This window comes from Mesorhizobium sp. CNPSo 4688 (assembly GCF_057784295.1).
Map to the genome: position 1 here is coordinate 1 of NZ_JBWLUY010000035.1, position 24613 is coordinate 24613.

At 59.7% G+C, this 24613-nt stretch carries 22 protein-coding genes; 4 read left to right on the forward strand and 18 right to left on the reverse strand.

Going from position 1 to position 24613, the window contains the following annotated elements:
* Positions 1-449: 449 nt before the first annotated feature.
* The 10 genes from AC04SH_RS32625 to AC04SH_RS32670 all read right to left on the reverse strand — a co-directional run bounded on the left by AC04SH_RS32625 (position 450) and on the right by AC04SH_RS32670 (position 11549).
* Positions 450-1337: a universal stress protein gene (locus tag AC04SH_RS32625; protein WP_488481673.1), complete on the reverse strand. Its 888-nt coding sequence runs from the start codon at positions 1335-1337 to the stop codon at positions 450-452.
* A gap of 104 nt (positions 1338-1441) precedes the next feature.
* A complete protein-coding gene (locus AC04SH_RS32630) occupies positions 1442-2224 on the reverse strand; it encodes a response regulator transcription factor (protein ID WP_488481674.1) in 783 nt (260 codons plus the stop codon).
* A gap of 24 nt (positions 2225-2248) precedes the next feature.
* On the reverse strand, positions 2249-2728 hold the full coding sequence (locus AC04SH_RS32635; protein ID WP_488481675.1) for a NifX-associated nitrogen fixation protein: 480 nt from the start codon (positions 2726-2728) through the stop codon (positions 2249-2251).
* Positions 2729-2740: 12 nt separating this feature from the next.
* On the reverse strand, positions 2741-3244 hold the full coding sequence (nifX, locus tag AC04SH_RS32640) for a nitrogen fixation protein NifX (RefSeq protein WP_488481676.1): 504 nt from the start codon (positions 3242-3244) through the stop codon (positions 2741-2743).
* Positions 3210-4592 (reverse strand): nitrogenase iron-molybdenum cofactor biosynthesis protein NifN, encoded by a 1383-nt coding sequence (gene nifN, locus AC04SH_RS32645; RefSeq protein WP_488481677.1) that lies wholly within the window; start codon positions 4590-4592, stop codon positions 3210-3212. The genes nifX and nifN overlap by 35 nt, the downstream gene beginning before the upstream one ends.
* Positions 4593-4600: 8 nt before the next feature.
* Positions 4601-6076, reverse strand: a complete 1476-nt coding sequence (nifE, locus tag AC04SH_RS32650) for a nitrogenase iron-molybdenum cofactor biosynthesis protein NifE (RefSeq protein ID WP_488481678.1) — start codon at positions 6074-6076, stop codon at positions 4601-4603.
* A 154-nt stretch (positions 6077-6230) separates the two neighbouring features.
* Positions 6231-7772, reverse strand: a complete 1542-nt coding sequence (gene nifK, locus AC04SH_RS32655; protein ID WP_488481679.1) for a nitrogenase molybdenum-iron protein subunit beta — start codon at positions 7770-7772, stop codon at positions 6231-6233.
* Between the two features lie 121 nt (positions 7773-7893).
* On the reverse strand, positions 7894-9396 hold the full coding sequence (nifD, locus tag AC04SH_RS32660) for a nitrogenase molybdenum-iron protein alpha chain (RefSeq protein ID WP_488481680.1): 1503 nt from the start codon (positions 9394-9396) through the stop codon (positions 7894-7896).
* A gap of 99 nt (positions 9397-9495) precedes the next feature.
* Positions 9496-10389 (reverse strand): nitrogenase iron protein, encoded by an 894-nt coding sequence (nifH, locus tag AC04SH_RS32665; protein WP_488481681.1) that lies wholly within the window; start codon positions 10387-10389, stop codon positions 9496-9498.
* A 611-nt stretch (positions 10390-11000) separates the two neighbouring features.
* Entirely contained in the window at positions 11001-11549 is a 549-nt protein-coding gene (locus tag AC04SH_RS32670) for a hypothetical protein (RefSeq protein ID WP_488481682.1), read from the reverse strand.
* An 85-nt stretch (positions 11550-11634) separates the two neighbouring features.
* Between AC04SH_RS32670 and AC04SH_RS32675 the strand changes: the two genes are divergently transcribed.
* Both AC04SH_RS32675 and rpoN read left to right on the forward strand, forming a co-directional pair.
* Positions 11635-12168: a redoxin family protein gene (locus AC04SH_RS32675; protein ID WP_488481683.1), complete on the forward strand. Its 534-nt coding sequence runs from the start codon at positions 11635-11637 to the stop codon at positions 12166-12168.
* A 67-nt stretch (positions 12169-12235) separates the two neighbouring features.
* Complete coding sequence (rpoN, locus tag AC04SH_RS32680; protein ID WP_488481699.1) at positions 12236-13720, forward strand: RNA polymerase factor sigma-54; 1485 nt, start codon at positions 12236-12238, stop codon at positions 13718-13720.
* An 847-nt stretch (positions 13721-14567) separates the two neighbouring features.
* Here rpoN and AC04SH_RS32685 read toward each other — a convergent pair.
* The 6 genes from AC04SH_RS32685 to AC04SH_RS32710 form a co-directional block, all read right to left on the reverse strand.
* Positions 14568-15266, reverse strand: a complete 699-nt coding sequence (locus AC04SH_RS32685) for a nitrogen fixation protein NifQ (RefSeq protein WP_488481684.1) — start codon at positions 15264-15266, stop codon at positions 14568-14570.
* Positions 15266-16318 (reverse strand): LLM class flavin-dependent oxidoreductase, encoded by a 1053-nt coding sequence (locus tag AC04SH_RS32690; protein ID WP_488481685.1) that lies wholly within the window; start codon positions 16316-16318, stop codon positions 15266-15268. The genes AC04SH_RS32685 and AC04SH_RS32690 overlap by 1 nt, the downstream gene beginning before the upstream one ends.
* Before the next feature lie 284 nt (positions 16319-16602).
* On the reverse strand, positions 16603-18201 hold the full coding sequence (locus AC04SH_RS32695; RefSeq protein ID WP_488481686.1) for an SDR family oxidoreductase: 1599 nt from the start codon (positions 18199-18201) through the stop codon (positions 16603-16605).
* A gap of 279 nt (positions 18202-18480) precedes the next feature.
* Positions 18481-19125, reverse strand: a complete 645-nt coding sequence (locus tag AC04SH_RS32700; RefSeq protein WP_488481687.1) for a nuclear transport factor 2 family protein — start codon at positions 19123-19125, stop codon at positions 18481-18483.
* A 191-nt stretch (positions 19126-19316) separates the two neighbouring features.
* Entirely contained in the window at positions 19317-19526 is a 210-nt protein-coding gene (locus AC04SH_RS32705; protein WP_488481688.1) for a ferredoxin, read from the reverse strand.
* Between the two features lie 42 nt (positions 19527-19568).
* On the reverse strand, positions 19569-20786 hold the full coding sequence (locus AC04SH_RS32710) for a cytochrome P450 (RefSeq protein ID WP_488481689.1): 1218 nt from the start codon (positions 20784-20786) through the stop codon (positions 19569-19571).
* A 1111-nt stretch (positions 20787-21897) separates the two neighbouring features.
* Between AC04SH_RS32710 and AC04SH_RS32715 the strand changes: the two genes are divergently transcribed.
* On the forward strand, positions 21898-22125 hold the full coding sequence (locus AC04SH_RS32715) for a hypothetical protein (RefSeq protein WP_488481690.1): 228 nt from the start codon (positions 21898-21900) through the stop codon (positions 22123-22125).
* A 10-nt stretch (positions 22126-22135) separates the two neighbouring features.
* Here AC04SH_RS32715 and AC04SH_RS32720 read toward each other — a convergent pair whose 3' ends face one another.
* Both AC04SH_RS32720 and AC04SH_RS32725 read right to left on the reverse strand, forming a co-directional pair.
* On the reverse strand, positions 22136-23413 hold the full coding sequence (locus AC04SH_RS32720) for a molybdopterin molybdotransferase MoeA (RefSeq protein ID WP_488481691.1): 1278 nt from the start codon (positions 23411-23413) through the stop codon (positions 22136-22138).
* A 50-nt stretch (positions 23414-23463) separates the two neighbouring features.
* The gene (locus AC04SH_RS32725) at positions 23464-23841 is read right to left on the reverse strand and encodes a c-type cytochrome (RefSeq protein WP_488481692.1); all 378 of its coding nucleotides are present in this window, start codon (positions 23839-23841) and stop codon (positions 23464-23466) included.
* A 335-nt stretch (positions 23842-24176) separates the two neighbouring features.
* Between AC04SH_RS32725 and AC04SH_RS32730 the strand changes: the two genes are divergently transcribed.
* Positions 24177-24584 carry a hypothetical protein gene (locus AC04SH_RS32730; protein ID WP_488481693.1) on the forward strand — a complete coding sequence of 136 codons (408 nt, stop codon included), beginning with the start codon at positions 24177-24179 and terminating at the stop codon, positions 24582-24584.
* Positions 24585-24613 lie beyond the last annotated feature (29 nt).

Consider the following 24613-nt stretch of genomic DNA (forward strand, 5'->3'; position numbering starts at 1 on the left):
GCGGCGTCTTTGTGGTGGACGGCACGCGCGAGCTGGTTAGGCGATTGGCGCAACCAGGGCAGCCAGTCCAGCTGGACCTCGACGGGCTCCGTGCCGATCGGCAGGCACTGCAAAACCGACTGAGGGGCTGAAGCTTCGCCATGGCGGGAGCTTAGATTTAGACTGGAGCACCTCACGCCTACGGCCTGGGGCTCGGGCACGAAGGAAGGTACGAGGCCGCCACCCAGCAACCCAGCCCGGCGCAGCTATCCGGCGAGCGTGGCCAAAGTTTACCGCAATAGCGGTCGGCTTCGACTATCGCTGAACCCTACCACGTAGATATCGCCACTAGCATCCTGCACCCGCAGACAAAGGTGCTAACGTTCCACTAGGCGTTTTTGCCTGGAAGTCGAACTCGGATGGGCATAGCGATCGCAGGAGAGATCAAAACTACGGTTTTTAGACACCCGTCAGCGAGCCAGAAACAGCGGCATTGGCGGGTTGCCGTCCAGCCATCTCGTCACCCCTCCGAAGAGGCGGTCGCGGAGCCGCCGGCTGCCATAAGCGCCCATGACTATCATATCGGCAGACGTGTCGATTGCGTGCTGCGCGAGCACCGTGGCCGCCGGTTTGCCATGGCTCGGCAGTCGGTCAACCGCCACCCGGGCGCCATGCCGGGCGAGGTAGGCAGCGATGTCGTCTCCGGGATCGGCGCCGTTTCCGTTGCACGTAGCCTCAGGATCGACCAGGGTGACACGAACGTCCTCAGCACCGCATAGGAGATCCAGCGCTTCCCGAACCGCGCGGGACGCCTCGACTCGCGAATCCCAGCCGACCAGCACGCGCCGCGGCGACAGCGTCGCCTCAGCGCCCCTTGGGACGACAAGCACCGGCTTTCCCGTATCGAACAAACTGCCGTTGATAGCAAAAGGTCCGAGCCTATCGTCGTTGAGAAGCGAGGGGCCGATGATTGTCAGGTCGGCGCAGAGCGCCCGTCTTCGCACCACCTCACCGATGGTGGCCTCATCGCAGTAGTCGGTATCGACGTCATAGCAAAGCCACATGGCTCTCAGCAGTGTCTGAATTTCCCTGGATGTTTTTTCCAGTCTGGCCATGTCCTGGGAAAATCTCTCGATCTGCCTAAACCGTTTGTCCAGTCTGGCGATGGCCTGTGCGCGTTGTCCAGGCCACTCGGGGATGCCATCGCCGAGCAGCGGAGACGGCATAATGAGCGGCGGAGGCGACATCACCAGTACGGAAAGATACGCGCCGACTTCGGCACACAAGCTGGCAGCTGTTTTGACATCCTGACCGGAGTGGTCAGCTCCAGTCACACTGAGTACGCTTCTGAAAGCCATTTGATTGTTTCTTTCTGAACATATCGTACCTGCCGGCGCGTTTCGAAGCCGCAAGACTTGCCCTGAGCTCGCCGCAATGGAAGTGGCACCGCATCGGCCGCCATTCAGCCGTCCGGCTTCTCCAGCGAATAACCGGCCGACCTGACGGTACGAATCACGCTGCCGGGGGAGGCCGCCTTCAGCGCCTTTCTGATCCGGCTGATATGCACATCGACGGTGCGTGCACCGATGTGGATATTGTTCGGCCAGGCCGCGTCGATCAGCTCTTCCCGGCTAAAGACCTTTCCGGGAGCCTCGAGCAAATGCCGCAGCAGGTTGAACTCGAGCGGTCCGAGATGGATGTCGTGGCCATTGCCCCGAACTCGGTAGGCATCGAGCTTCATCTCAAGGCTGCCGCAGCAGAGCCAGCTGTTTTCAATTCCGTTTGAACCCGGCTTCGGCAGCGCCAGCTTCGTCCGTAGACAGTCGAGCAGCGTGGCTGGCGCGATCGGTCGCACAAAGCTCTCGTCTATGCCGGCCTTCAACAAATCGAGGTGCTGGTTCTCAGCGCCGGGGGCGATGAGGGCAACAATGGGAAGGCCGCCGGTACGGGGCTCCCTCTTGAGCCTGGCGCAGATTGTGGGGCCTGTGGCGCTTGCTGGCCCGCAATCCAGTACTACCGCCTGGAGTTCCCGCTCATCGGCCGCTGCAAGTGCTTCCGGCATGCAGCCTGCCGGTTCACTCGTGAAGCCATCCACCTCCAGAATGTGGCTGAGGAACAGATACAACTCCGTATCTTGTGAACAGATCAGGACCAGTGGCTTCATCGGCACTATCCCAACAAGCAAATCGGCCTCGACCACATCGGTTGGGTGGGCTGGCCACGGCACGTCTTCAAGGCCCGGCATGATCGCGCTTAAAGAGCGGTTCCATCATGCCCGCGCCACCTCGGGATAGGCTTCAATGACCGCGATGGCGTCGCCGGCCAGTTTCGTTCCGGCCGCGGCGAGTTTCCACAACGTCTCGAAGCCGAACCGATGGACGTCGCGAAGGGTCTTCGACAGAACGACCAACCGCCCGGCCGTGAAGATCACGCGCCCGAAGCCCTCATGGCTGATCTCCATCATCGGCGATGCCATCAGGCCGGAGCGCTCTTCGATCGCAAGCCCGACGGCCGTGTAAAACATGTTGAGCCTCCACAGCACATCAGGATCGGGATCGCCGATGATCGGGATCGCACGTCGCTGTTGCTTGGTGATGACGAAGTCTCCCAGTAGCTCGGCGTCCGATTTGCCTTCCCACGATCCGAAGGAGTCCTGGGCACGGATCAGCCGCACGAGGCATCTGACGAACTTGGTGGCAAGGGCCGCTTCGATCTCGCCGATATCGGGGCTAACAACGGCATCGAACATTTCGCCTGCTCCTCATTTGAAATCCTCATCCTCGAAGGACGTTTTCTTTTCGGCAACGCCTGCCTCCGCCAGCACCTTGCGCAGCCAAGGCGGAGGACACGTCCTCAGCATCATCTGCGTGCGCAAAAGCACCTCTTGAATGCTTTGGGGCTGCGGCACCTTGATCGGAAGGATCTTCGCCGAAATGACCTTGGCCGCCGAAGGTCCGCCGATAGCCAGGCAAAACAGGAGATGACAGCCCTTCAGCGCCTCCACCTTCGGCGTGATGCGATCATCGCCCTCGCTGCGATGCTTGCCGGTCTCATCGGAAACGTCGTCGCAAACCACGGCTTCCACAAGCTGCCACTCCTCGCGTGTCATGTCGTAGACTGCAAAGCGCCTGGCCGACCCGAAATGAGCGTTGAGATTCTTCATGTCTTGCGTGGCGATCGCCACGCGCAAAGCGCCGGGTTGCTTTAGCGGCATCGATGCGTGAGCTTCGTCAGGCACGAGCGAGAGGCGACGAACTGAGTTCATCTGGCATTTCTCGGTAGCGGAATGGATCAAGCCCCTCAGGCGTCGGCGCATGCCGACTGGCTTGGAAGATGTTGGCAGCCTCGAAGATCAGGTCGCGGGTCCCCCGATAGAGGATTGTGAGCTTGTGTTGGCTGCCGAGCCTGTCAAAGATCGGGAACCCGACGCGCATGAGCGGGATGCCGAGGTGCTGCGCGGCCTGGCGGCCGTGGGAATGGGTGACCAGAAGGTCAGTGCCGACGCCAAGAATTTCCAAATCGCCGAGATCGCCAATCTGAACTGAGTCCGCCGGTACTTTCTCCAGAATTTCCGACATATCGGTCGTGGTGACCGCCGCCGCGATTTCGGAACCCATGCCGACGAAGAACGTCGCGAGTTGGTAGAGCTGGTCTGGTTCGGCAGCGATCGCAATTTTCTTCCCTCCGAAATGGAAATGCCCATCGAGCAACGCATCCTGCAACTGCGCCCTGCGACGGCGCACCGCGGCGGGAACCGGCGCACCGGAAATCGCAGACAGCAGCGAGATGAAACGGTCGGCGCCCTTCAATCCTGTCAACGACTGGAACAGCACGTAAGGTACACCGGTCAACCTGTGCAGCAGCTCGGCCGGGCGACGCATATGCTCGCCGATGGCAATGCATTGCACGGCCGTGCCAAGCTCGCGGATGTCCTCGATGCTGGCACCGCCATAGCTGGTCGAGACCCAGCGGTCCGGCACCGTACCGTCAAGCGACCCGGAAACGTCCGGCACAATCACCGGCTCGAGTCCGAAACTTTCAACCGTCTCACGCAAATGCTCGATATCGGCCACAGTAAGGCTCGAGGCGGGCAGGACCGCGATCTTCTTCGATCGACGCGCCTGCGCGCCGTGCCTCGTAATCCTTTCGATCATCGACGCGACAGCCTTGGCCCAGCCCTCTTCGATCGCCCCGTCGAAATCGGGCGTGCTGGCCAGTACGACCTCCGTACCCGCGAGTTCTTCGGCGCGTTTGAGCCTGATACTAGCGATATCGCCCGCGAAATCCTCGCCGCGGGTTTCCGTCAGCGCGGTCGTGCACACTCCGATCAGCTTTGGATTTGTACGAGTCTTGAGATTGAGAATCGCCTCTTCCAGATGATCCGCCCCACCAAGGACCGTCGCCACCTCGTCCATCGCGGTGGTCTGCAGGGGGATGGCTTCCTTGAAATGCCGCACGAAGAGCACGAGCGCGAAGCTGGTGCACCCCTGGCTGCCGTGGAACAGCGGAATGGCGCCGTCGATCCCGAGGAAGGCCAAGGCTGCACCCAACGGCTGCGATGACTTCAGCGGATTGACCGCCGCGGCTTTTGTCTGGGGGAGGATGCGGACCATAGGCTTCCTCAACGCTCGCCGAAATCGTGGGCCGTGGTGCCGGCGAATTTGAAAGCCTGGACGGTCGCGGACTGCGACGGCTCGTCGCCTTGAGCGGCCTGGCACTCCCACGGTGATGGCTCCCGCACCTGACGCCAGATCGGGTTATGGATGGCTAGGTCGATTTGGCGGACGAGTTCCACCATGCCTTCATAGCCTGCATAGGGCTGGTGGCGCTCCTGGTTGATGTCGAGCCAGGGTACCTTGGCCTTCAGCGCGATGAATTGCGTACGCCCGCCCGACAGCATGATGTCGGCCTGGCGTTTTGAGAGCATTGCGTAAAGCTCGCGCGGCGCCATGGTCTCAAACATGTGGTTCTCGTGGCTGAGAATTTTCTTGATCCGCTCCTTGTCTTCGACCGTTGATTTCTTGACCGAGGTGCCGACGATCTCAATGCCGATCTCCATCAGCGCCTGAACAACCGACCAGGATTTCACACCTCCGGTGTTTAGAAGCACGCGCTTGCCTTGGAGCCTCGGTCGGTAGGCCGCGAGCTTCTTCCAGGCAATCGCCTCCTCTTCAGCAATCAAGGCCTCGGTGCGGCTGAGGATCTTGGGATCTGCGCCCTTCTTCACCAGCAGTCTGGCAATCTGCCGAAGCGCTTCAGAGGTCTCGGTGATGCCGTAGAAGGAGCCTTCGAAAAACGGGATATCCCAGCGCTGCTCCATCTTGCGCGCCAGGTTGATGAGTGCGGTCGAGCACACCACCATGGTTGCCCGGGCGCGGTGCGCTGATGCAACGTCAAGGTAACGCGCGTCGCCGGGAATCGAGGCGCGCACCCGGATGCCGAGCCGATCCAGGAGCGGCTTCACCAGCCAGAATTCGCCCGAGAGGTTGAACTCGCCGAGAATATTGACGTCGTGCGGACCGGCATCGTCAGGCTCCACCGTGCCTATCACATGATCAAGCAACGCTTCGCCGGCAAGCTTGTTGCCGAGATTCTTCGAGCCCACGAACCCAGGCGCTTTGACCGGCACCACCGGCAAGCCGAACTTCTCCGCCGCGCGTTTGCACACGGCCTCGATGTCGTCGCCGATTAGGGCCGTAACACAGGTCGAATAGACGAAGATCGCGGGCGGCGCGTGAGCTTCCTTGATCTCGCGGATAGCTTTGAAAAGTTTGCGCTCCCCCTGCCCCATCACCACGTCGAGTTCGGTGAGATCGGTCGTGAAGCTCGTGCGCCATAGAGTCGGCCCAGACGAAGCCGTGCCGCGGTTGTCCCAGGAATTGCCCTCGCAGCCGAGCGGTGCATGGACCAGATGCGCGACATCGGTGATGGGCTGCAGCACGATTTTTGCCCCGTCGAAGGCGCAGCCGCCGGCGGCCGCCCCTGGGGTCAGCGGTTTGGTGCAGCCCTTTTTGCGCGCCTGGGCATCCTTGCCGCGGTTCTTCTCGCAGGCAGGCTCATTGAAGACGTCCTGAATTTTGGCATTGAGCGAGGACATTACGCTGGTCTCCAAAGTCCGTCGGGAAGCGACAGGCTCCGAAAGAGTTGGTCGCCACTGCTAAAGCGATAGCGACTTTCAGTGCCGCTCCGCCCACTCAGGGTTTCACGCATCACTTCTCCGCAAACTGGTTCGCACATTCCTGGAGACATGCTTAGCGGGTGAGATCATAAGAATAGTCCGTCACTCCCGTCTGGCTGGTCTCGCGATCGAGCTTGTCGAAGATCTTGTCGAGGATGGTCGTCAGTACGCGCAGCCCGCCTTGGTAGCCCATGAGCGCAAAGCGATGGTGATGGTGCCGGTCGAAGAGCGGAAATGTCAGCCGGACGAGCGGCGTTCCGGTGTCGCGCTCCAGATACTTGCCATAGGAATTGCCGATCAACAGATCCACGGGCTCGGTGAATAGCAGCGATCGCATCGCCCACAGGTCCTTGCCCGGCCAGACTTGAGCCGCCCTGCCGAAATGGGAGAATGCAAGCATAGCCTTCATCTCGTCCGCCCACGCCGGGGTGCCATTGGTGGCTAGGCAGTGGGTCGGCTCGCCGCCTGTCTCCATGATGAAGCGGGCCATGGCGTGGACGAAGTCCGGGTCGCCGTAGATCGCGTATTTCTTGCCGTGCAGCCAGGACTGGCTGTCCGCCATGGCATCAACAAGTCGCCCGCGCTCCAGTCGGATTGCCTCGGGGATCTCCTTACCGGAGATCGCGGAGACCTCCATCAGGAATTCGTCCGTCGCCTGGATGCCCAGCGGGTAATGGAACGAGGCCGAGGCCTGACCGACCGCCTCGCAATATTCCAACGTTTTTCGCGTGTTGTAATGCTGCAGCGAAAGTGTCGCCTCGGCGTTCAGTGCGTTCCTCACATCTTGGATTTTCGTGCCCCCGTCATACATGCGGTAGTCGCCGTCCGATGGTGTGTCGAACTGGTCAGAGGCATCCTGGATGAATGTATAGGACACGCCCATCAGATCGAGCAGACGTTTGAGTTCCCGGTTGTTGCCGACGCAAAAGCCGTCGAAGCCCGGAATGATGTTGATCGTTCCTTGGGCTTCCGTTCGCTGCTGGCCTTTCCAGAAGTGTTCCAAAATGCCCTTGATCGTACCGTCATAGCCGTCGACGTGGCTGCCGACGAAAGCCGGCGTGTGGGCGAACGGCACATCGAAGTCGCGCGGGACTGAGCCTTCTTCCTTGGCGTTCTCGATGAAGCTGCGCAAGTCGTCGCCAATGACCTCGGCCATACAAGTCGTCGATACGGCGATCATCTTCGGGTCGTACAGTTTATACGTGTTGGCGAGTCCGTCGACCATGTTCTTCAGTCCGCCGAACACTGCCGCGTCCTCGGTCATAGAGGAAGAAACCGCCGAAGCAGGCTCCTTGAAATGGCGCGACAGGTGGGAGCGATAATAGGCCACGCAGCCTTGGCTTCCGTGGACGAAGGGCATGGTTCGCTCGAAGCCCGCGGCCGCGAATACCGCGCCGAGCGGCTGGCAGGCCTTGGCGGGGTTGATGACAAGCGCTTCGCGCGCAAAGTTTTTCTCGCGGTATTCCCACGTCTTGGTGAATTCGCCTTGATCGGCGATGACCTGATCCTGGTGCGGACATTCGAAATTCAGCTTCTTCTCGGCAAGCATCTGCCTGTATTCCGGCTCGCGGAAGAGGGGCGCGTGGTCGAGAACTTTTTCGGCCGACTGCGGCATGGTGGTCACCCTTCTTGAATCTGACCGCGCTGCGGCGCGGGACAGGGACATTGAACGTTTCAGGTCTTCCGCGGATCGCGGGGTTTATCGTCTCCCTGGGAGGCCAGGCTCGGACCAGGTTCTATTCGGCAGCCATTGCCTGCCCCCGGCTTGGGCGTCTTTTCCACGGCGCCTCGAATAGGTCCCAAACCGGGTTGTTGATGGCAAGATCAACATCACGGGCGAAAACGGCAAAGCCGTCATAGCCGTGATAGGGCCCCGAATAATCCCAGGAGTGCATCTGACGGAACGGTATGCCCATCTTCTGCACCGGGTACTTTTCCTTGATCCCCGAGCCTACGAGATTAGGACGAACCCCCTCGATGAACTTTTCCAACTCGTAACCGGTGACGTCGTCATAGATCAGCGTGCCGTTTTTCACGTAGTGGGCGGTGCGTTGATAATCGTCGTTGTGGGCGAATTCGTAGCCTGTGCCGACGATCACCATGCCGAGGTCCTCGTATGCTGTGATGACGTGGCGAGGGCGCAGGCCGCCGACATAGAGCATCACCGTATTGCCTTCCAGGCGCGGTCGGTATTTGGCAATGACCTCGTCGACGAAGGGTCGGTACTTGGCGATGACCTTTTCGGTCCTCTCCTCGATTTCCGGCCCAAAGTGCTTGGCAATCTTGCGCAGGGAGGCTTCGATCTGGGAGGGACCGAAAAAATTGTATTCCATCCAGGCGATGCCGTATTTTTCCTCCATGTGCCGGCAGATGTAATTCATAGACCTGTAGCAATGGATGAGATTGAGCTTGGCCTTCGGTGCGCGCTCAATCTCGGCGAGCGTTGCGTCGCCCGACCAGTTGCCGACCACACGCAGGCCGATCTCCTCGAGCAGGATTCGCGACGCCCACGCGTCGCCTCCGATATTGTAGTCGCCGACCACGTTCACGTCGTAGGGGCCACCCTCGAACTCGATGGCCCTCTTCTCGAACACCCAGTCGCGGATAGCATCGTTGGCGATGTGGTGGCCGAGCGACTGCGAGACGCCGCGGAAGCCCTCGCAACGCACCGGCACGATCGTCTTTTCGATCTCCTTGGCCTTCTTGCGTGAAACCGCTTCGGTGTCGTCACCTATCAGGCCGATCGGGCACTCGGACTGCACGGTGATGCCCTTGTTCAGCGGAAAAAGCTCTTCGATTTCGTCGATGATCTGCTCCAGCTTTTTGTCGCCGCCGAAAACAATGTCTTTCTCCTGGAAATCGGAGGTGAACTGCATTGTCCCGAACGTGTCGATGCCCGTCGTGCCGACGTAGTAATTGCGGCGCTGCGACCAGGAGTATTGCCCGCAGCCGACAGGGCCGTGCGAGATGTGGACCATGTCCTTGACCGGACCCCACACCACGCCTTTTGAGCCGGCATAGGCGCAGCCGCGAATGGTCATCACGCCGGGAATGGATTTGATGTTTGATTTGACGTCACATTCGGAAAGGACCTCCCCTTCCTCGCCGGCCTCGTCCCCGCTCTTTGCTACGTTGAGGTGCTTTTTGCGGCGCTTCGCCGTCTTGTCGGGATAGTGGGACAACACCTCCTCGATAAGCTTCGCGTGGAGAGCACCGTCATTTTCATATTCCAGGCTCATGGGACCCCTTTCAAGGTTCGCGTGACGCCTCACCGGCGAGGCGCCTTTGTTTCGAAGGCGCGCCAGGTCAAGGCCACACCTCGAGTCGACATCGCTTGTTTACTGTGCAGCCGCCTTTGCCGTTTCCTTGGCTTGAAGCTCGGCAAGCATCTGCTCGTCTGTCTTCATGATGCCGAAGTCGAGCAGCATGTCCTCGAGCTCCTCCATGGTGATTGGGGTGGGGATGGTGCCCTGGCCCGAATTGCCATGGATCTTCTCGGCCAGCGCGCGGTATTCCCCGGCCTGGTTTGAATCCGGCGCATACTGGATCACCGACATCTTCCTGAGCTCGGCGTGCTGAACGATATTGTCGCGTGGCACGAAATGGATGAGCTTGGAATTGAGCCTGGAAGCCAGCGCTTCGGCGAGGTCGAGCTCGCGGTCCGTTTGGCGCTCGTTGCAGATCAGGCCGCCAAGCCGCACGCCGCCCGAATGGGCGTATTTCAAAATACCCTTGGCGATGTTGTTGGCGGCATAGAGCGCCATCATCTCGCCGGACATGACGATGTAGATTTCCTGGGCTTTGTTCTCGCGGATCGGCATTGCAAAACCGCCGCACACCACGTCTCCGAGCACGTCGTAGGAAACATAGTCGACATCATCATAGGCGCCATTCTCCTCGAGAAAGTTGATCGAGGTGATGACGCCGCGGCCGGCGCAGCCTACGCCCGGCTCGGGTCCGCCTGACTCCACGCACTTGATGCCCTTGTAGCCGATCTTGAGCACATCCTCGAGTTCAAGGTCTTCCACCGAACCTTCTGCTGCTGCAAGGTGCAGCACGGTATCCTGCGCCTTCGAATTCAGGATAAGGCGGGTGGAGTCGGCCTTGGGATCGCAGCCGACGATAAGTATCCTCTGCCCCAAGTCGACAAGGGCGGCGAGGGTATTTTGGGAGGTGGTGGACTTGCCGATGCCGCCCTTGCCGTAAAAGGCGATCTGACGCAGACCTGACATGTAGCTTTCCTTCCTTCGTTCCATTCATCGCGGCTGCCGCGATACGAATGCCGGTCGGCAGCTTTTGCCGCCTCGTAACGTAGGGTTCAAAACTCATGCCAATTTTAGTGACGCATCGAAGAAAGTTTTTTGTTCTTCCTTTTCAGTTATTTGGCCTCAGCAAAATACGGGGACGTGACTAACTCAGCCTATGTCGCGGACCTGACAACACCAACGAAACATGTCGCACAGTGTTGAATAGGACAGCCATATTGTCTCGGCCTGAACGGGCTTTGTGCTTACGGTAGGCTCAGCCGGCTAGACTGAAAGAGCGGTCACTCCATAAGCCCTGAGTATCAAGCAGCCGGAGCCCGGCCCGTCGGCTTGGTAGAGCTTCCGACATTTGCGTCCACCTTCTGACACAAGAAGGTTCCGTCGATCCGTCGGCTGGAAACGCTTTTCATGTTTCCCGAGCACTGGCGGCTTTGAATGTTACACGTTGATTCCGATGTGATCGCCGCCTCAGATGGAAGGCTTTTCTCCATCGCGTCTCCGAGAGCAGTTCTTTCTGCTCAAGGTGAAGATCGCTTCCTTTCCTGCTGCAAGCCAGATGGCACGGCATTTGCGCCAGCTCATGAGAGCCATCGAACCACAAACAAAGCGGAGAGCGAGGCATGGGTGAATGCAGAGAACCGCTTAAGCCGACGGTGCCTGTTGCGGATAAACATCGAGAGGTCGGTGCCTCCAGGCGTCCATGCTCGCTGGCTTTTCTGCGCAGGTGTGGTCGGGGCCCGAAATCCAAACGTATGGCGTTGGACCAACTGCCGCTTGCCGATCCTCATCGGCATGCGGATCCCAAAGCAGTGCATCAAAGGATCACCCCAACCGACGTCGGCGCGCCACTGGTAACCATCTGCAATAGCCAGAGCCACTTTCGTGAAGCGAGACTCTTGCGCGACGCCAAAGTTGCGGCACCACACGCCTGCTTCGACATCGGCACTGTTGATCGCCACGTGTTTCTCCTCGAACACTGCCAGCCCATCGCTACTTGCCGCAAAACGGTTGCTCGATCTGCCCAAATCACTCATATCGGTTCGGCCGTTCGGATGACGAAGGGGTGGGCCAATGCCCTCCCGTACCACCGGATGGAAAAGCGATTTGGAAGCCGCGAAGGCCTTCATCTCACGTCCGGCATGTCTGCCGAGTCGACGTTGTGTCGGCCAAACCGAGAAGCCATGCCAGGTTTCGTCTAGCAGGAGTTAATTGATGACCATCACGAAGAAAGTTCCTTTCGTAACATTTCGCACGCGTGTTCGCGATGATTCCATTGAGGGACCGAATCCATACCGCTGGGAAGACAAGACATCCGACGACTATTTTGGTGGCAAGCGGGTCCTCCTGTTCTCGCTTCCTGGCGCCTTCACCCCGACCTGCTCGACCTACCAACTGCCCAATTTCGAAAAGCTCTACGACGAGTTCAAGAAGGAAGGAATTGATGCAATCTACTGCCTCTCCGTCAACGATGCCTTCGTCATGAATGCGTGGGGCAAGTCTTTGGGGCTGCAGAAGGTCGAGCTCATCCCGGACGGTTCAGGCGAGTTCACCCGCAAAATGGGCATGCTGGTGGCCAAGGACAATCTCGGTTTCGGAATGCGCTCCTGGCGCTATGCGGCTTTGATCAACGACGGCGCGGTGGAGCAGTGGTTTGAGGAAAAAGGCTTCTCCGACAACTGCGAGACCGATCCCTATGAGGTTTCATCCCCGCAAAACGTTCTTGAAACACTGAAGGCAGCCGCATGACCGAGTGAACGTCTGGCAGCCCCAACACACGGCCAAGTGTCTCCTCGAACGGAGTTTCGCGCTCAACATGCTGTCCTCGGCAAGGCTGCTTCAACGCCAGAAGCAATCGATGGTGGCATCGCCTCAGCTCATTGAGTCGATCCGCCTGCTGCAACTGGCTCGCGTCGAACTGCATCAATTCGTGGAGCAGGAACTCGAGAAAAATCCTCTTTTGGAGCCTGCTCCAAACGACGGTGAAGCTCCTAGCGACGTTCCGATTTCGGCAGAGCAGTCCACCGGCGAACCCGATAAAGACATTGACAGGCCGACGAGCGCGGCGTCCGCCGAGCGACTGGGGGAATGGAAATCGCTGCGCAATACGACGAACCTTCCGGCGAGTGATCGCCCTGCGCTGGAAGAGTTTGCCGCCTGCACCGAAACATTGCACGATCACGTAGCTAGTCAGATCGCGCTCACCGCCTTCACACCACAGGAACGGCTGATTGCCGCCGAGCTTGCAGGCCATCTGGAAGACACCGGCTATATTCCGGCGAATCTTTTGGAACTCGCCGGCATGCTGAACGTCGGCGAGCCGGATGTGGAACGTGTTCTTGCAACATTGCAGCACTTTGATCCACCCGGAATTTTTGCTCGCACCCTCAGCGAATGTCTCGAGATCCAGTTGCGCCAGCGAGACCGGTTCGACCCGGCGATGGCCGCTTTGATCACCCACCTTGACCTGGTCGCGAGACGTGATTTTCAGGCACTGAAGCAGCATTGCCGCGTTGATGAAGACGACCTCCTTGAGATGTTGCATGAAATCCGTGCGCTCGATCCCAAGCCCGGCAACCGATTCCAATCCGGAGCGCCTGAACCCATCATACCCGACGTCTTGGTCACGCCCTCGCCCGGAGGTGGGTGGCAGATCGAACTTGATCCAGAGGCGCTGCCCAAGGTTTTGATCAATCAAACCTATTTCGCTGAAGTCTCGCGACACACAGCCCAGAATTCGAAAGATCAGGCATTTCTGAACGAATGCCTGCAAAACGCGAACTGGTTAATTCGCAGCCTCGACCAACGAGCCCAGACGATTCTCAAGGTTGCCACTGAAATCGTGCGCCAACAGGATGCCTTCCTCCGGCACGGCGTCGCCCACCTGCGGCCCCTCAATCTGAGGACTGTCGCTGAAGCGATCAACGTGCATGAGTCGACAGTGAGCCGGGTGACCTCGAACAAGTATATGCTTACTCCACGCGGGGTGTTTGAACTGAAGTATTTCTTCACTGTCGCGATTGCCTCCTGCGAAGGTGGTGACGCGCACTCCGCCGAAGCTGTCCGTCATCGGATCAAAGCAATAGTTGCTCAAGAATCCGCCGGTCACGTGCTTTCCGACGATGACATCGCCGCGCGGCTGAAGGAAACCGGCATCAATGTTGCCCGGCGCACCGTTACAAAATATCGCGAGGCGATGAACATCCCCTCCTCTGTACAACGGCGCAGGGAAAAGCGCCTATGGCTCAATGGAGATGGAGCTTTGCCGTCTGATCCCGCTGACGTCAAACCGCAACGCTGACATAAACAGAGGGTTCTCATCAAAGCGCACGCGGCATGCGCTCTTCCCTATAAGGGCCCTATCGACAATGACCTCTCTGATCGGCAGTTCCTTTTCGTTGAATTTCTGGGTATTGAATTTACCGATGCAAACACCCTCAGAGCGCAACACACAGAGGAATACGTGCGCAGTTCAGTTGCCAGTGCATTGTTGACCCTCTCACGAAGCCGCTGCACATCGTTTCTCACTCGAAGGATGCACATCGCGTTTATGATGAGCGCGAGAGAGCCATCGTTGATGGAGACGACCCGGCAATCATCGACGTTCAAGATTTCTTCGAGTTCGGGATTAAAGCGCCCTTCAATGTGCCGTCATAGATCACTTGGCTGAAATGGAGGTCTGAAGTGATGGTGTCGCACTTGCCCGCCGAACCGTGATTGACAGGAATAGGCCGTCGCCAAAGTGATGCGGCTGCTCCGCGCACGTTACGACGGTTTGTCGTGTGCCCACCGTGTCGGGACGAGGGGCGTCAGCGCCGCGCGCGATGTTCTTTGCGGCCGCCGTGCGTCGAACAAAGGCTGAAACGGTAGGGAGCGAGGGAGCGCGCCCTCAAAAGCGCCGTAGCGACCGGTTTACAAGAAATGGCTCGGATCGTGTTGCCGCGGTCGGATACCACATTCCAGCCAGAGCCGCGTGTTTTGGCACGAAAGGCCTCGGTCCCGGCGATCCGTTTGTTCGTGCTCTCAAGATTCTGTCCGGTCCGCACACAGGTCGCTACCCGAACCGTGCTCGGCCCGCTTACCCTGATCGGGCCGATTGAATTTCCCTCTCCTCCCGTGCAAGGGCGCCTGGAAGAAGCCGCTCTGGCTCAACGGCGTGAGATTGGCGCCCGCGAGATTGGCGCCTCGGACGCCGGCAAGAGCGCCTCCTGGTCCAAGGCGATCCCATTCTTGATCCGTGCCAGGCGACTTTCGTCGTCTTCCGGGCCGAAGCAGCTTTCGAAATCATTGCATTCACGGCAGCTAGGCGAGCTGCATAGTGAAAATCCTTCGGATTCGCAGAGCTTGCGATAAAAGTACTTCTTCCATTTCATGTTTTGGGTGTTGCCGGCCGCAAGCGTCGGGAAATGCGTGGCAAGCAGGCGGCTGAGCTCGTTTCGGTTGAAAAGGCCTAGGTCCTGCCAGAGATGGTCGTTGCGCATGGCACGCCGGGCGATGATCTTGGCGAACCGGGCGCTGGCCGGGTCGCCGGGCCGGGCATGCGCGAACAGCAACTCGCGCAGAAGTTCTTCCTCCGGGTCCGGCTGGGGCTCGCCCGCCTCCTCCAATGCGAACGCGTCGACGGCGACTGCCGGGAAGCTGCCGGTCAGGACATCGCGCAGCTCAGCTCGCGAAAGACCGGTTGCTTGTGTCGCCGTCGCCTTGCCGGCCTCGAGTTCCTCAAGCGCGCTCGAAAGCACACAGGCAAGCGCATGCCGGTCAAACTGCAACTCGGTCGGCGATTTGCCAGTGCCGGGGCAGCCATGGTGCTGCGCCGCATGGGTGCCATGCTCCTGGTCCCGTCCCATCAATCGCCCTGAAGAGCGAGCGACTTGCTGACCGCTGGGATGATCTGGTCTCCCCAGAGCTCGATCTGGCGTAGCATCGTTTTGTGGTCGAAATCGCCCAGTTGCGTCTGAATTGCGACCTGGTCGGGTTTCAAGATGTCGATCTCTTCCAGCAGGCGGTCAATCACGCGATTCACGCTGCCGATCGGCAGGTTCTGGCGCATCTTCTCGAATGATAAATCCTGCTGCGTCGGCGTCTCGTTTAGCAGATAGCCGTCCGGGCTCTGCTGACGGCGCTGGTGCAGTGCTTCTGACAGCCGGCGCTGAAAACGGGCGTTGTCGAGATAACTGTTGATCTCTGCCTCGTCGTCGCTGGCATAGCAGCAACGCAGCAGACATATCTTGGCGTCCGCGACATTCTTCCCTTCGGAAGCCGCCGACTTCTCGATTGCTTCGCGCAGCGCGGTCAAACCCTCCAAGCCATTGTGAAATGCCGTGACAAAGAAATTGTGCCCCTCACGATAAGCCCGCCTTATGCGCGCGGCTCCCCCAGCGATCCAGATCGGCGGGGTCGGCTTCTGGAGCGTACGCAGCGAAATCGCCGTCGGAGGTATGTTCACATACTTGCCGTTGTGCTCGAAGATGTTTTGGTTGAGGCCTTTCAGAAGGATGTCCAAGTATTCCGAAAACACGGCCGCCGCCTCATCGATATTGACGCCGAAGCGTTCGAACTCGAATTTCTGGTATCCCAAGCCGACGCCAAGCTCGAGGCGGCCGTTCGCCACGATGTCGGCGAAGCCGATTTCTGAAAGCAAGCGCTGCGGCTGATATAGCGGCAGCACGCACACAGCAGTGCCAAGGCGAATAGTGCTCGTCATGCCGGCGCAGTGCGCCACCATCATCAGGGGCGAGGGTATCAGACTGTAATTGTTGAAGTGGTGCTCGGCAAACCAGGCGGTAGCGAAGCCGGCTTGCTCCGAAACGGTGGCATGTTCGATGGAGTTGCGGATGACGCTGTCGCACGATTGATGATAGCCTCGCTGGGCGGCCAGGATGAAGGTTGCGAATTCCATGAGGTTTCCTTGTTTACAGGTGAGTTAGCCTGTCGGAGAAGCGCCAAATACGCGCACAGGCCTTGGCTGCGGCCAGCCTTGCCGGCGGCTTGGTTTTGCTGCACCGCTCGCAATTGGGTGGCTAGGGCACGCGGAGCGGTTGGAACTGCTTTGACCACGATGAGGACGGACGTTTTCGTCATCGCCCGAATTCACATCTTCGGCCGAAGCAGTGCGGGCGCCGGGCGCAGCGGAGTTGAAGCCTTGGATATCCTCAGCCCCGGCGCCTGGCGAAAAGTCGCCGGTCAACACGCTGCCTCAGCAAAGTACTCTGTATCGAGTTCGCTGGCGTTCCCCGCATCACCGAACGCGGTCCAGCCGCCGTCCACGTACAAGGTGGAACCGTTAACGTATGAGGCGGCAGACGAAGCCAGGAAGAACGCGGCCTCAGCGACGTCTTCCGGCTCTCCCAACCTGCCCATCGGGATGCGCCGCTGGATCGATGTGGCGTCGATGCGACGGACCTTCGCTAACTGAGCAGAGCCAGGCGCGCAGATATAACCAGGAGCTACCGTGGCTGTGCGAATGCCGACAGGCCCGAGTTCGGCCGCCAGGCATCGGGTCAGAATGTCCAACCCAGCCTGGGCAGCGCCATAGACATGGCGCGGCACAAACGGCAAAAAGCTATTGATCGATCCAAGATTGAGGATCACGCCGCCAGGGCACATCGCCTTGATCGCCTCGCGTGCGCAAGTGAAGGCGCCGGTAAGATTGACATCCAGGACGTGTTTGCTGTGTTCGGGTATTTCTTCGATTCCCAACAACGACGTGTCGGCAGCAGCACCGTTGACGAGCACATCGACACGCCCGAAGCGTCCCCGCAGGTCCTCGAATAGCGCCACCACCTCGCTCTCGACGGCCACGTCCACACATTTGGCCGGATTGTTGCCGCGGAGCCACGCAGCCAGTTCTGCCGCTGCGGCACCATCTTTGTCAGCGATCACAACAGTATCGCCGCTCTCGGCAAAGCGGCGAACGACGGCCGCGCCTATACCGTTCGCACCACCTGTGACAAGCACGACTCGCGCCCCCGTACCCTCGGCAGGACGGCAGAGTTCGGCCTGGGGGGTCCCATCCACCGGCTGGTGCGCATCTCCCGGCTGGTTGAATGACATCCAGCCTCCGTCGACCGCCAGCACCGAACCGGTAATGTAGCGCGCCCGAGCGCTGGTCAGAAAACGCACAACGAGGGCGATCTCATCCGGGCGTGCCAAGCGACCCAGCGGCACGCGGCGGCGCACTGCCGCTAGATGCATTTTGCCTGCGCGTTCCAGTTCCATCACCATCGGCGTGCGCACGTAGCCCGGCGCTACCGCCGTCACGCGAATGCCGCGAGAAGCCCACTCGCATGCAAGCGACTTCGTCAATGAGATCAGGCCGGCCTTCGAGGCAGCGTAGGCGTTGCGCTTGGGATTGCCGACGACGCCCGCCATCGAAGCGACGTTGACGATGGCACCGCCCGGCTTCATGCGCCTCGCCGCTTCGCGGGCCATGACGAGGGGTCCAATCAAGTTTACTTCCAAGGCGAGACGGAAAGCGTCGACACTGGTATCGACACTCGCAGCCATGCTGGGCCCTATCGCGGCGTTGTTGATGAGGACGCCGATGTGCTCGAACTGTGCTTCGACTCGACCGTAGAGCGCGAGGACATCCCCCTCTCGCGAGATGTCGCACTCGAGGCCGAGATGCGGATGGCCGAGCCCACGGGCCAGTTCAACGACCCCGCTGCCAGCGAGGTCTACCGCAACAACAGTGTCTCCGTCCCTGACAAGAATATCGACCAGGGCGCGGCCGATCCCGCCCGCGGCGCCCGTAATGACGACGGTGCGTCCTGCCTGCTTCATGAAAATCTCTCCGCGCTCCCTTCAACGATCTCAGCCCATCAGTTTGCGTGGCAAAATGATGTCTCGGTAAAACAGCGTCCTGGCCACGACCTGAATAGACGATGCAGCGATCCGGCTGCGGTCCAACTTCCGAATTGGTAGCCGATCCTGCGAAGGGACCCGTCAAGGACAGGTTACCTTGGTAGCCAGTCGGTGCACCCCAGCGTCGTCAAGCCGCTAGTGGGGCAGAGCAGACCGCTCACGCCGTCGTGGGGCAGAAAGGCAATCCGATGCCCCTTCTCACCGAACAGTCTTTCGCCGGGATCGCTGTGGCATTGCAAAGTTCTCATAGCCTTTAGCCTCCATTGACCGCGCGGCTTTGTCGTTCGAAACCTGTGAGGGGGCCAGGGGGGAAGGAACGCGACGCTTTCCAAGCCTGTAGACCGGATCGTGCGGATGCGGTGCTCCGATCGGCCGTCGCGGGCCGAACCGTTCCGCCTCAACGACCGCTGGTGGGATCTGCTGCTCGAGCCAATCGTAGACCACGGTTCGTTCGGCAATCCGCCACTCCCCTTCCCTGTTCTGAAACAGGTCGCAGTAACGGCCACACAGGAGCGTCTGGCGTGGTTCTCCATCTTCGTCCGGCCCGCGTTGCAACGCGGTGAAATAGCTCTCGACCGCGGCATCTACCGGACCAATGAATTCGATGAGGATGTTGGTGATCTGGTGGATGTTGCGCGGTCCGGTCTTGAAGACACCCAGCGCCAACTGAATGAAGCCCTCTGCCGGGCCGCAATAGGCCCCGTGATTGTCCTGTGCATCGGGCCAGTATGCGCTGCTAAGCGCCGCCTCATCCGCACGGTCTATCCCGCGGCAGTACCGATAGAGGCAGTCGCGGATCGCCTCACGGTCGAGGAGCTCGGTAATTTTCGGCTGGTGGTCCATTAGCTTTGCCACAAATTTTGTGATTGGAAGAGTGTGTTTTGCGAGCCGCGGCGTCCTAGCAGTAGTGGGAGCGTCCCGACACGCAGATGCGCCTACGTTGGACGAGTAAGATAGTGGATGGGAGGGTTCGTCCGTTACCATATGCAGGCCACCTGAGCGGTCCTTTCTTGCCCGCCGAAATGACGTCCGGCTCAACCCGTGCTGCAGGGTGTACGTTTGAGTTCAAGTGCACGTTCGGGGCAGGATCGCACGCCTCGCGACGCAGTGATTTCCTCCCCTTCCGCAACTTCGATGTCACCGGGAAGGATGTAACCCGCGTCATCAAGCTTGAAGATGCGTGGCGCTTGCGCCGCGCATCGCGCGTGTCCTTGGCATTTGTCGTTATGGACGATGATGCGCATGGCTCTGCCTCCATTGTCATTGCCCCGGTTTGTGGGAGTTGGTTAGGACCAGTCCAAGACCAGATTTTCGATCCCGAACACATGCCCGCCGACAGTGATGGGCGCCGTACCCTCCTTGATCCGGAACGTTGGGATGCGCGTCAGCCACTCCTCCAAGCCAATGACGATCTCGCGCCGAGCAAGATGTGAGCCAAGGCAACGGTGAGGCCCATAGCCAAAGGTGGCATGGGGGTTGTCCTCCCGCGCCAGATCGACCGTGTTTGGACATTCGAATTCCGCCGGGTCGCGATTGGCGATCATCGTGGCGCAGGAAACATAGTCCCCCTTGCGGATCGGCGCGCCTTCGAAGTCGATATCTTTCGTTGCCACACGGATCAACTGAACGGTCGAATAGGCGCGCAGCAATTCTTCGGCCGCAAGCGGGATCCGGTCCGGTTCGCTTCGCAACAATTCCTGATCCTGGACGTTGCGCGCCAGATGAGCCAAGTCAAAGCCTATAGCTGCTGCAACCGTATCGAGCCCGGCAACGAAAACCAGCACGCCGACGCCGCGGATTTCCTGTTTCGTCAGCCGGCGGCCCTCGACCTGTGCCTGCACGATAAAGGTCATGAAGTCGTCAACCAGGTCCTGGCGGCGGGCGGCCGCAAGTTCGTCAATGAAGGCCACGATCGTTCGGGCAGCGGCGGGCCGTTTCACATCGTCGCCGTGGAGAAGATCTCTCGCCCATCCGACGAATATGTCGATCCGGTCATCGGACAGCCCTAGGAGATGGAGGAAGATGTTGACCGTGAAGGGAAATGCGAAATCGTTCATGACGTCGCAGCTTGCGCCCAATGCTGCGATCCCGTCGATGAGCCTGATTGCCCTTTCGCGGACAGCTGGCTCCAATGCCGATACCCGCTTTGGCGAAAGCAGCGGATTGAGCAATGCGCGAAAGGCGCCATGGGCCGGAGGATCGAGTTCAAGTGGGATCATCGGCCAGTTTTCGCCGAGCGCGGAGGCAAAGATGCTGCGATGGCTGGAAAAAGTTTCGGTGTCCTGCAGCACCCGGCGCTGGTCGCTGGCGCGCGTGATTACCCAGGTACCCTGGCCGTCGCGCGTGTTGAGGGGCGAATAAAAAATTGGAAGCCCGGCATGGACGCAAGCAACTGCTGCGTGCGGATCTCCGTTGGGAGTCGGTGACATCCCGGGCGACGTAAACAGGCTGAAATCCCTCACCATTTCGGGTGGGATATGATCTGGAACGGAATTTTTCCCCATTGGTTCTCCTGACCTCAGCCGTCGATTGAGATTGCACCACCGGCCATAAAGGTCGATGCCCGCGCCCGGTAAGTGCCAGCTCAGGCGCGTTGCTTACGGTGCGATGCAGGCGACGTGCGCATTAGCGCGCAAGAGATCGGTCGCCAATTCAAGCAGCAAGGCATCTCTTTCGTGCTACGCGCCCTAGAGCATAGCTGCTGGTGATCCCCATTGAAGCTGAGAAACTGATCAATCGTCGCTGAGCTCCGTGCCGCAATGCTCACGCCTCGCATCATCTGAGCAAGTTGCGTGCCGGATTGGTGCCAGATGGCCCTCACCAAGCAATGGCCAAGCAGCACTGGGACCTGTGCAGTGGATGCTACCTGCCCATTATTACCAGGAGAACGTCTGGCAACCGACGCGTGCGGTCAGCTTTGTCGCGTCCGCGACACGGGGACTGTTCGGCTTGGTGGTGCCACATCCAAAGTTGGTACCTGAAAGCCAATGTTGTGTACCTGGAGCGGCTAAACGGCCGCCCTCGGACAATTAAAGGGTGGGAAGCCGAAGTTCGCCGATTTTGGGTGAAGAATCCCGCCGAGATGTGGTCGGTGCTGGCCGCAATCCCAGGTACGCATTGGGCTGCTGCTCGCCCAGTTCGCTGGCGTCGGGCCAATCCTCGCGTCCGCCGAGTTTGTAAAGAATCTGGGAAACCCTTCCACCACTGGCTTCCATGCGGTAAGCGCGCCGGATGAACGATCCAATCGCTGCTGCTTTGGGAGTTCGACGAAGACCGCGAGGCTCTGCAGCTCGGCTCCGGCTCGGCGTGCCGGATGCTCCACTTTCCCCACGAGGGCTCCCTTGGCGACCTTCTTGCCTTCGAAATGCGGCTCGAGCGCCTCCCGGATATCCTTCAGAATGCCCAGAAGCCGCTCGACGAGGATCGGAACCGCGTGCAGGATCTTCTGCCGCGACAGCGCCCTCGGCCCCTCGGCTCCGGCGGTGTCGGCAGGATCTCTTTTCAGGCTTTGGGTTTCACCGGAAACGAGGGTCTTGATTTCGCGAACGGTTGTCAGCGGGGGAGACCCGCCGCTGCCCTTCTGTCGTTCAAGTTCTTAGCCTGCAGGAGGTCTTGATGATTGACCGTCCCAACCTTGATCCATCTCTCTACCCGACCGACCTGGAAAGCTTGAAAGCGGTTTTCGACCAGCTTTGCCAAGAGGCCCATATCCAGCCGGGATCACCAGAAGCCGAGAATGTTGCCTCTGATCTAGTGCGCCTTTTCCAGAACGGACTTAGGGACGAGACCAGCCTGCTCGTATCAGCTAGGGCCGCCACAGCAGGTTTGCGCCGGGCAGGCTGACCTTTCTAATTCAGGACCCAAACGGTTCGTAGCGCAGCTGCATACCGTCTGCGATCTCGGCAGCCTCAGGCGGCAAGAGTGCAATGCCGTCGGCCAACGCAATGGCCATCAAATTGGCCGAGGATCCACGTTCAAGCATCGCCAGCACAGGTTCACCCGTTTCGGTGCGGCCGGATATGCGGACGGGCACAAACTCGGTTCGGCCTTCCCGCTTTTTGCAGTTGAAGCCAGCCACCGCCGAGAACCATTGCGGCTGAATCTCCGCAAGGCCGGCCAGCCTTCGCAAGGCAGGCAGGACAATCTGCCGAAACGCTATCAGGGCCGCGTTGGGATTGCCCGGCAACCCAGCAAAGACCGTGTTCCTAATCCTTCCGACTTTCAGCGGCTTGCCCGGCCGCATCGCGACCATGAGGACATCAAGGTCGGCGCCATGAGATTGAACAGCCGCCACCATATGGTCTTCCTCGCCTGCCGAGACCCCGCCTGTGGTAACCAAGGCGTCACAGGACGCGACGGCGCGAGCGACAACGTCTGCGAGGAGACCCAGGCTGTCAGGGACCATGCCGAAGTCGACGATTTCCGCCCATGGACAAGTCGCCAGCAACGAGCGCAACATGATCCGATTGGAATTGTAAATCTGACCGTGTTCGAGGGGTTCACCTCGTTCCTTCAATTCGGTTCCGGTCGAGAGCAGCCCTATCCGGATCTTTCGAAGCACCTGGACTTCGACGATCCCCACCGCTGCCAACAAGGTTAGATCCCTGGCAGACAGGCCCTTACCCCGCCTTACCAGTTCCATGTCGACGCTGACGTCCTCGCCAGCGAGACGAATGTGACGGCCACGACGGGGCCGCTCGTACACCGTCACGGTGTCGCCAATTCGCTCGCAATGCTCTTGCATGACCACCGCATCGAAGCTCGACGGAACGGGTGCTCCCGTGAATATTCGAAGTGCATTTCGTGGGTCGAGGTTCTCGAGAGCGCGCACATCGCCGGCGACCACCCGCCCAGCCACGCGAAAGGTCCAAGGCTCCTCCCCATCGAAATCCGCCGTTCGAACGGCAAACCCGTCCATTGCCGAATTGTCGAACGGAGGCAGCGAAATAGGCGAGTGTATATCGGCCGCGCAAACCCGCCCCAATGCTCCGGCAAGCGAGACTGTTTCCCTGTATCGAACAGGTTTGGCGAGCGCGACGGCTTTGGCTACCGCCGTCTCGAACGGGATAGCTTCGCCACCCTGCCCGGCAGAACAGTCGGCTTTCAAAACGGGCTTCGCGGCGTGAAACACGAGCGCTCCTCCCTTGCGTTGTTCTCGAAACGCAACGGCCTAAGGTTTTTCTAACCTGACACACTCTTGAGATAGACGATGACGTTTTTGATGTCGTCGGGATTCTTGAGGCCAGGGAACCCCATTCTATTCTTCGGCACTTTCGCTTTGGGATTGGCCAGATATTCCGTCAGGTTCGGCTCATCCCAGACGAGTGCCGCAGCACCGGCATCCTTCATGGCTTTCGAATACCAATAGCGAGGGACGGTTCCCGCTGTCCGGCCTACAACGCCTTTCAAGGTTGGCCCGAAGTTGTTCGCGTCGGTATCAGCGTTGTGGCAGGCCGCACACTTTTTGAAGACGGTCTTTCCGGCCTCGATATCCTGGGCCTGGGCGGCCGGAGGCAGTAACGCCAAAACCATTGTGGCGCCGACGAACAGGTATTTCATGTGGGAACTCTCCGTTTTTTCCATACGATGACGTCGAGGGGCTCGTTGGCCCTCTTGTCAGCGGCATTGGCCAGCCTGTTCGACGGATATTCCGCGAGTGCCAAGCCGGGGGCAGCCTTGGCCTGTGCCTGCACTGGCAATGCCACAGCTGTGGCCATCCCTGCGGCGGCAAACGCTCCTCCCCTCAGAAATTTGGCGGCGACCGACGTCGGCCAACTTGTTGCAGCGATCCATGCGTTCCTCCCATTTGGCGAATCTCGTCGCAAAGGGCTTGCAACGCCTGTGCCAACCGAAAAAACCGCCGATTTCATTGGAAAAAAGGAACCCATCGCCGGATGTCCGCGACGTTCGGAAATGCGGACATAGTGCGCTGCCGAAAGTTCAGGAAGTCGAACGACCCAAGGGTCCGCGCATTCGCGGGGCATGCCGAAGGAGCAACGATTGTCTTCGCGGCGAAGCGCATTGTCATTCAACGCAGCCAGAGTCCTTGCGATTGCGTCTCCTCCAGGCGTCGCCTGCAATTGCACGCGCGTCGGATCTCGCTTTTCATGCATACATTCGACTTCGAACTGGATCAGGCCATCAGCCAAGCTTATGTGGCGCGCAGCGCGCTGGACCATTGCCTTTGGGCCTTTCACTCCGGCATGGGTAACGAAATCGAGTGCCGAGCAGAGATGTACGTCAATCAGGTCGAGGAGCTCTTCCGCAACGCCTGCAAGGAGGCCGCTGAATCCCGGCCTTGAACCTAGCCGGCGGCAGCTGGGTCTGCCTG

Excerpts from the sequence above, each read along its gene's own strand:
- AC04SH_RS32630 (WP_488481674.1), bottom strand. The coding sequence starts at position 2,224 with ATGCCGGGCCTTGAAGACGTGCCGTGGCCAGCCCACCCAACCGATGTG.
- AC04SH_RS32700 (WP_488481687.1), bottom strand. The coding sequence starts at position 19,125 with ATGGACCACCAGCCGAAAATTACCGAGCTCCTCGACCGTGAGGCGATC.
- AC04SH_RS32690 (WP_488481685.1), bottom strand. The coding sequence starts at position 16,318 with ATGGAATTCGCAACCTTCATCCTGGCCGCCCAGCGAGGCTATCATCAA.
- AC04SH_RS32705 (WP_488481688.1), bottom strand. The coding sequence starts at position 19,526 with ATGCGCATCATCGTCCATAACGACAAATGCCAAGGACACGCGCGATGC.
- AC04SH_RS32725 (WP_488481692.1), bottom strand. The coding sequence starts at position 23,841 with ATGAAATACCTGTTCGTCGGCGCCACAATGGTTTTGGCGTTACTGCCT.
- AC04SH_RS32625 (WP_488481673.1), bottom strand. The coding sequence starts at position 1,337 with ATGGCTTTCAGAAGCGTACTCAGTGTGACTGGAGCTGACCACTCCGGT.
- nifN (WP_488481677.1), bottom strand. The coding sequence starts at position 4,592 with ATGGTCCGCATCCTCCCCCAGACAAAAGCCGCGGCGGTCAATCCGCTG.
- rpoN (WP_488481699.1), top strand. The coding sequence starts at position 12,236 with ATGCTGTCCTCGGCAAGGCTGCTTCAACGCCAGAAGCAATCGATGGTG.
- nifH (WP_488481681.1), bottom strand. The coding sequence starts at position 10,389 with ATGTCAGGTCTGCGTCAGATCGCCTTTTACGGCAAGGGCGGCATCGGC.
- nifK (WP_488481679.1), bottom strand. The coding sequence starts at position 7,772 with ATGCCGCAGTCGGCCGAAAAAGTTCTCGACCACGCGCCCCTCTTCCGC.
- AC04SH_RS32685 (WP_488481684.1), bottom strand. The coding sequence starts at position 15,266 with ATGGGACGGGACCAGGAGCATGGCACCCATGCGGCGCAGCACCATGGC.
- AC04SH_RS32675 (WP_488481683.1), top strand. The coding sequence starts at position 11,635 with ATGACCATCACGAAGAAAGTTCCTTTCGTAACATTTCGCACGCGTGTT.
- AC04SH_RS32635 (WP_488481675.1), bottom strand. The coding sequence starts at position 2,728 with ATGTTCGATGCCGTTGTTAGCCCCGATATCGGCGAGATCGAAGCGGCC.
- nifE (WP_488481678.1), bottom strand. The coding sequence starts at position 6,076 with ATGTCCTCGCTCAATGCCAAAATTCAGGACGTCTTCAATGAGCCTGCC.
- AC04SH_RS32730 (WP_488481693.1), top strand. The coding sequence starts at position 24,177 with ATGTCCGCGACGTTCGGAAATGCGGACATAGTGCGCTGCCGAAAGTTC.
- AC04SH_RS32670 (WP_488481682.1), bottom strand. The coding sequence starts at position 11,549 with ATGAAGGCCTTCGCGGCTTCCAAATCGCTTTTCCATCCGGTGGTACGG.
- nifD (WP_488481680.1), bottom strand. The coding sequence starts at position 9,396 with ATGAGCCTGGAATATGAAAATGACGGTGCTCTCCACGCGAAGCTTATC.
- AC04SH_RS32695 (WP_488481686.1), bottom strand. The coding sequence starts at position 18,201 with ATGAAGCAGGCAGGACGCACCGTCGTCATTACGGGCGCCGCGGGCGGG.
- AC04SH_RS32715 (WP_488481690.1), top strand. The coding sequence starts at position 21,898 with ATGATTGACCGTCCCAACCTTGATCCATCTCTCTACCCGACCGACCTG.
- nifX (WP_488481676.1), bottom strand. The coding sequence starts at position 3,244 with ATGAACTCAGTTCGTCGCCTCTCGCTCGTGCCTGACGAAGCTCACGCA.
- AC04SH_RS32710 (WP_488481689.1), bottom strand. The coding sequence starts at position 20,786 with ATGGGGAAAAATTCCGTTCCAGATCATATCCCACCCGAAATGGTGAGG.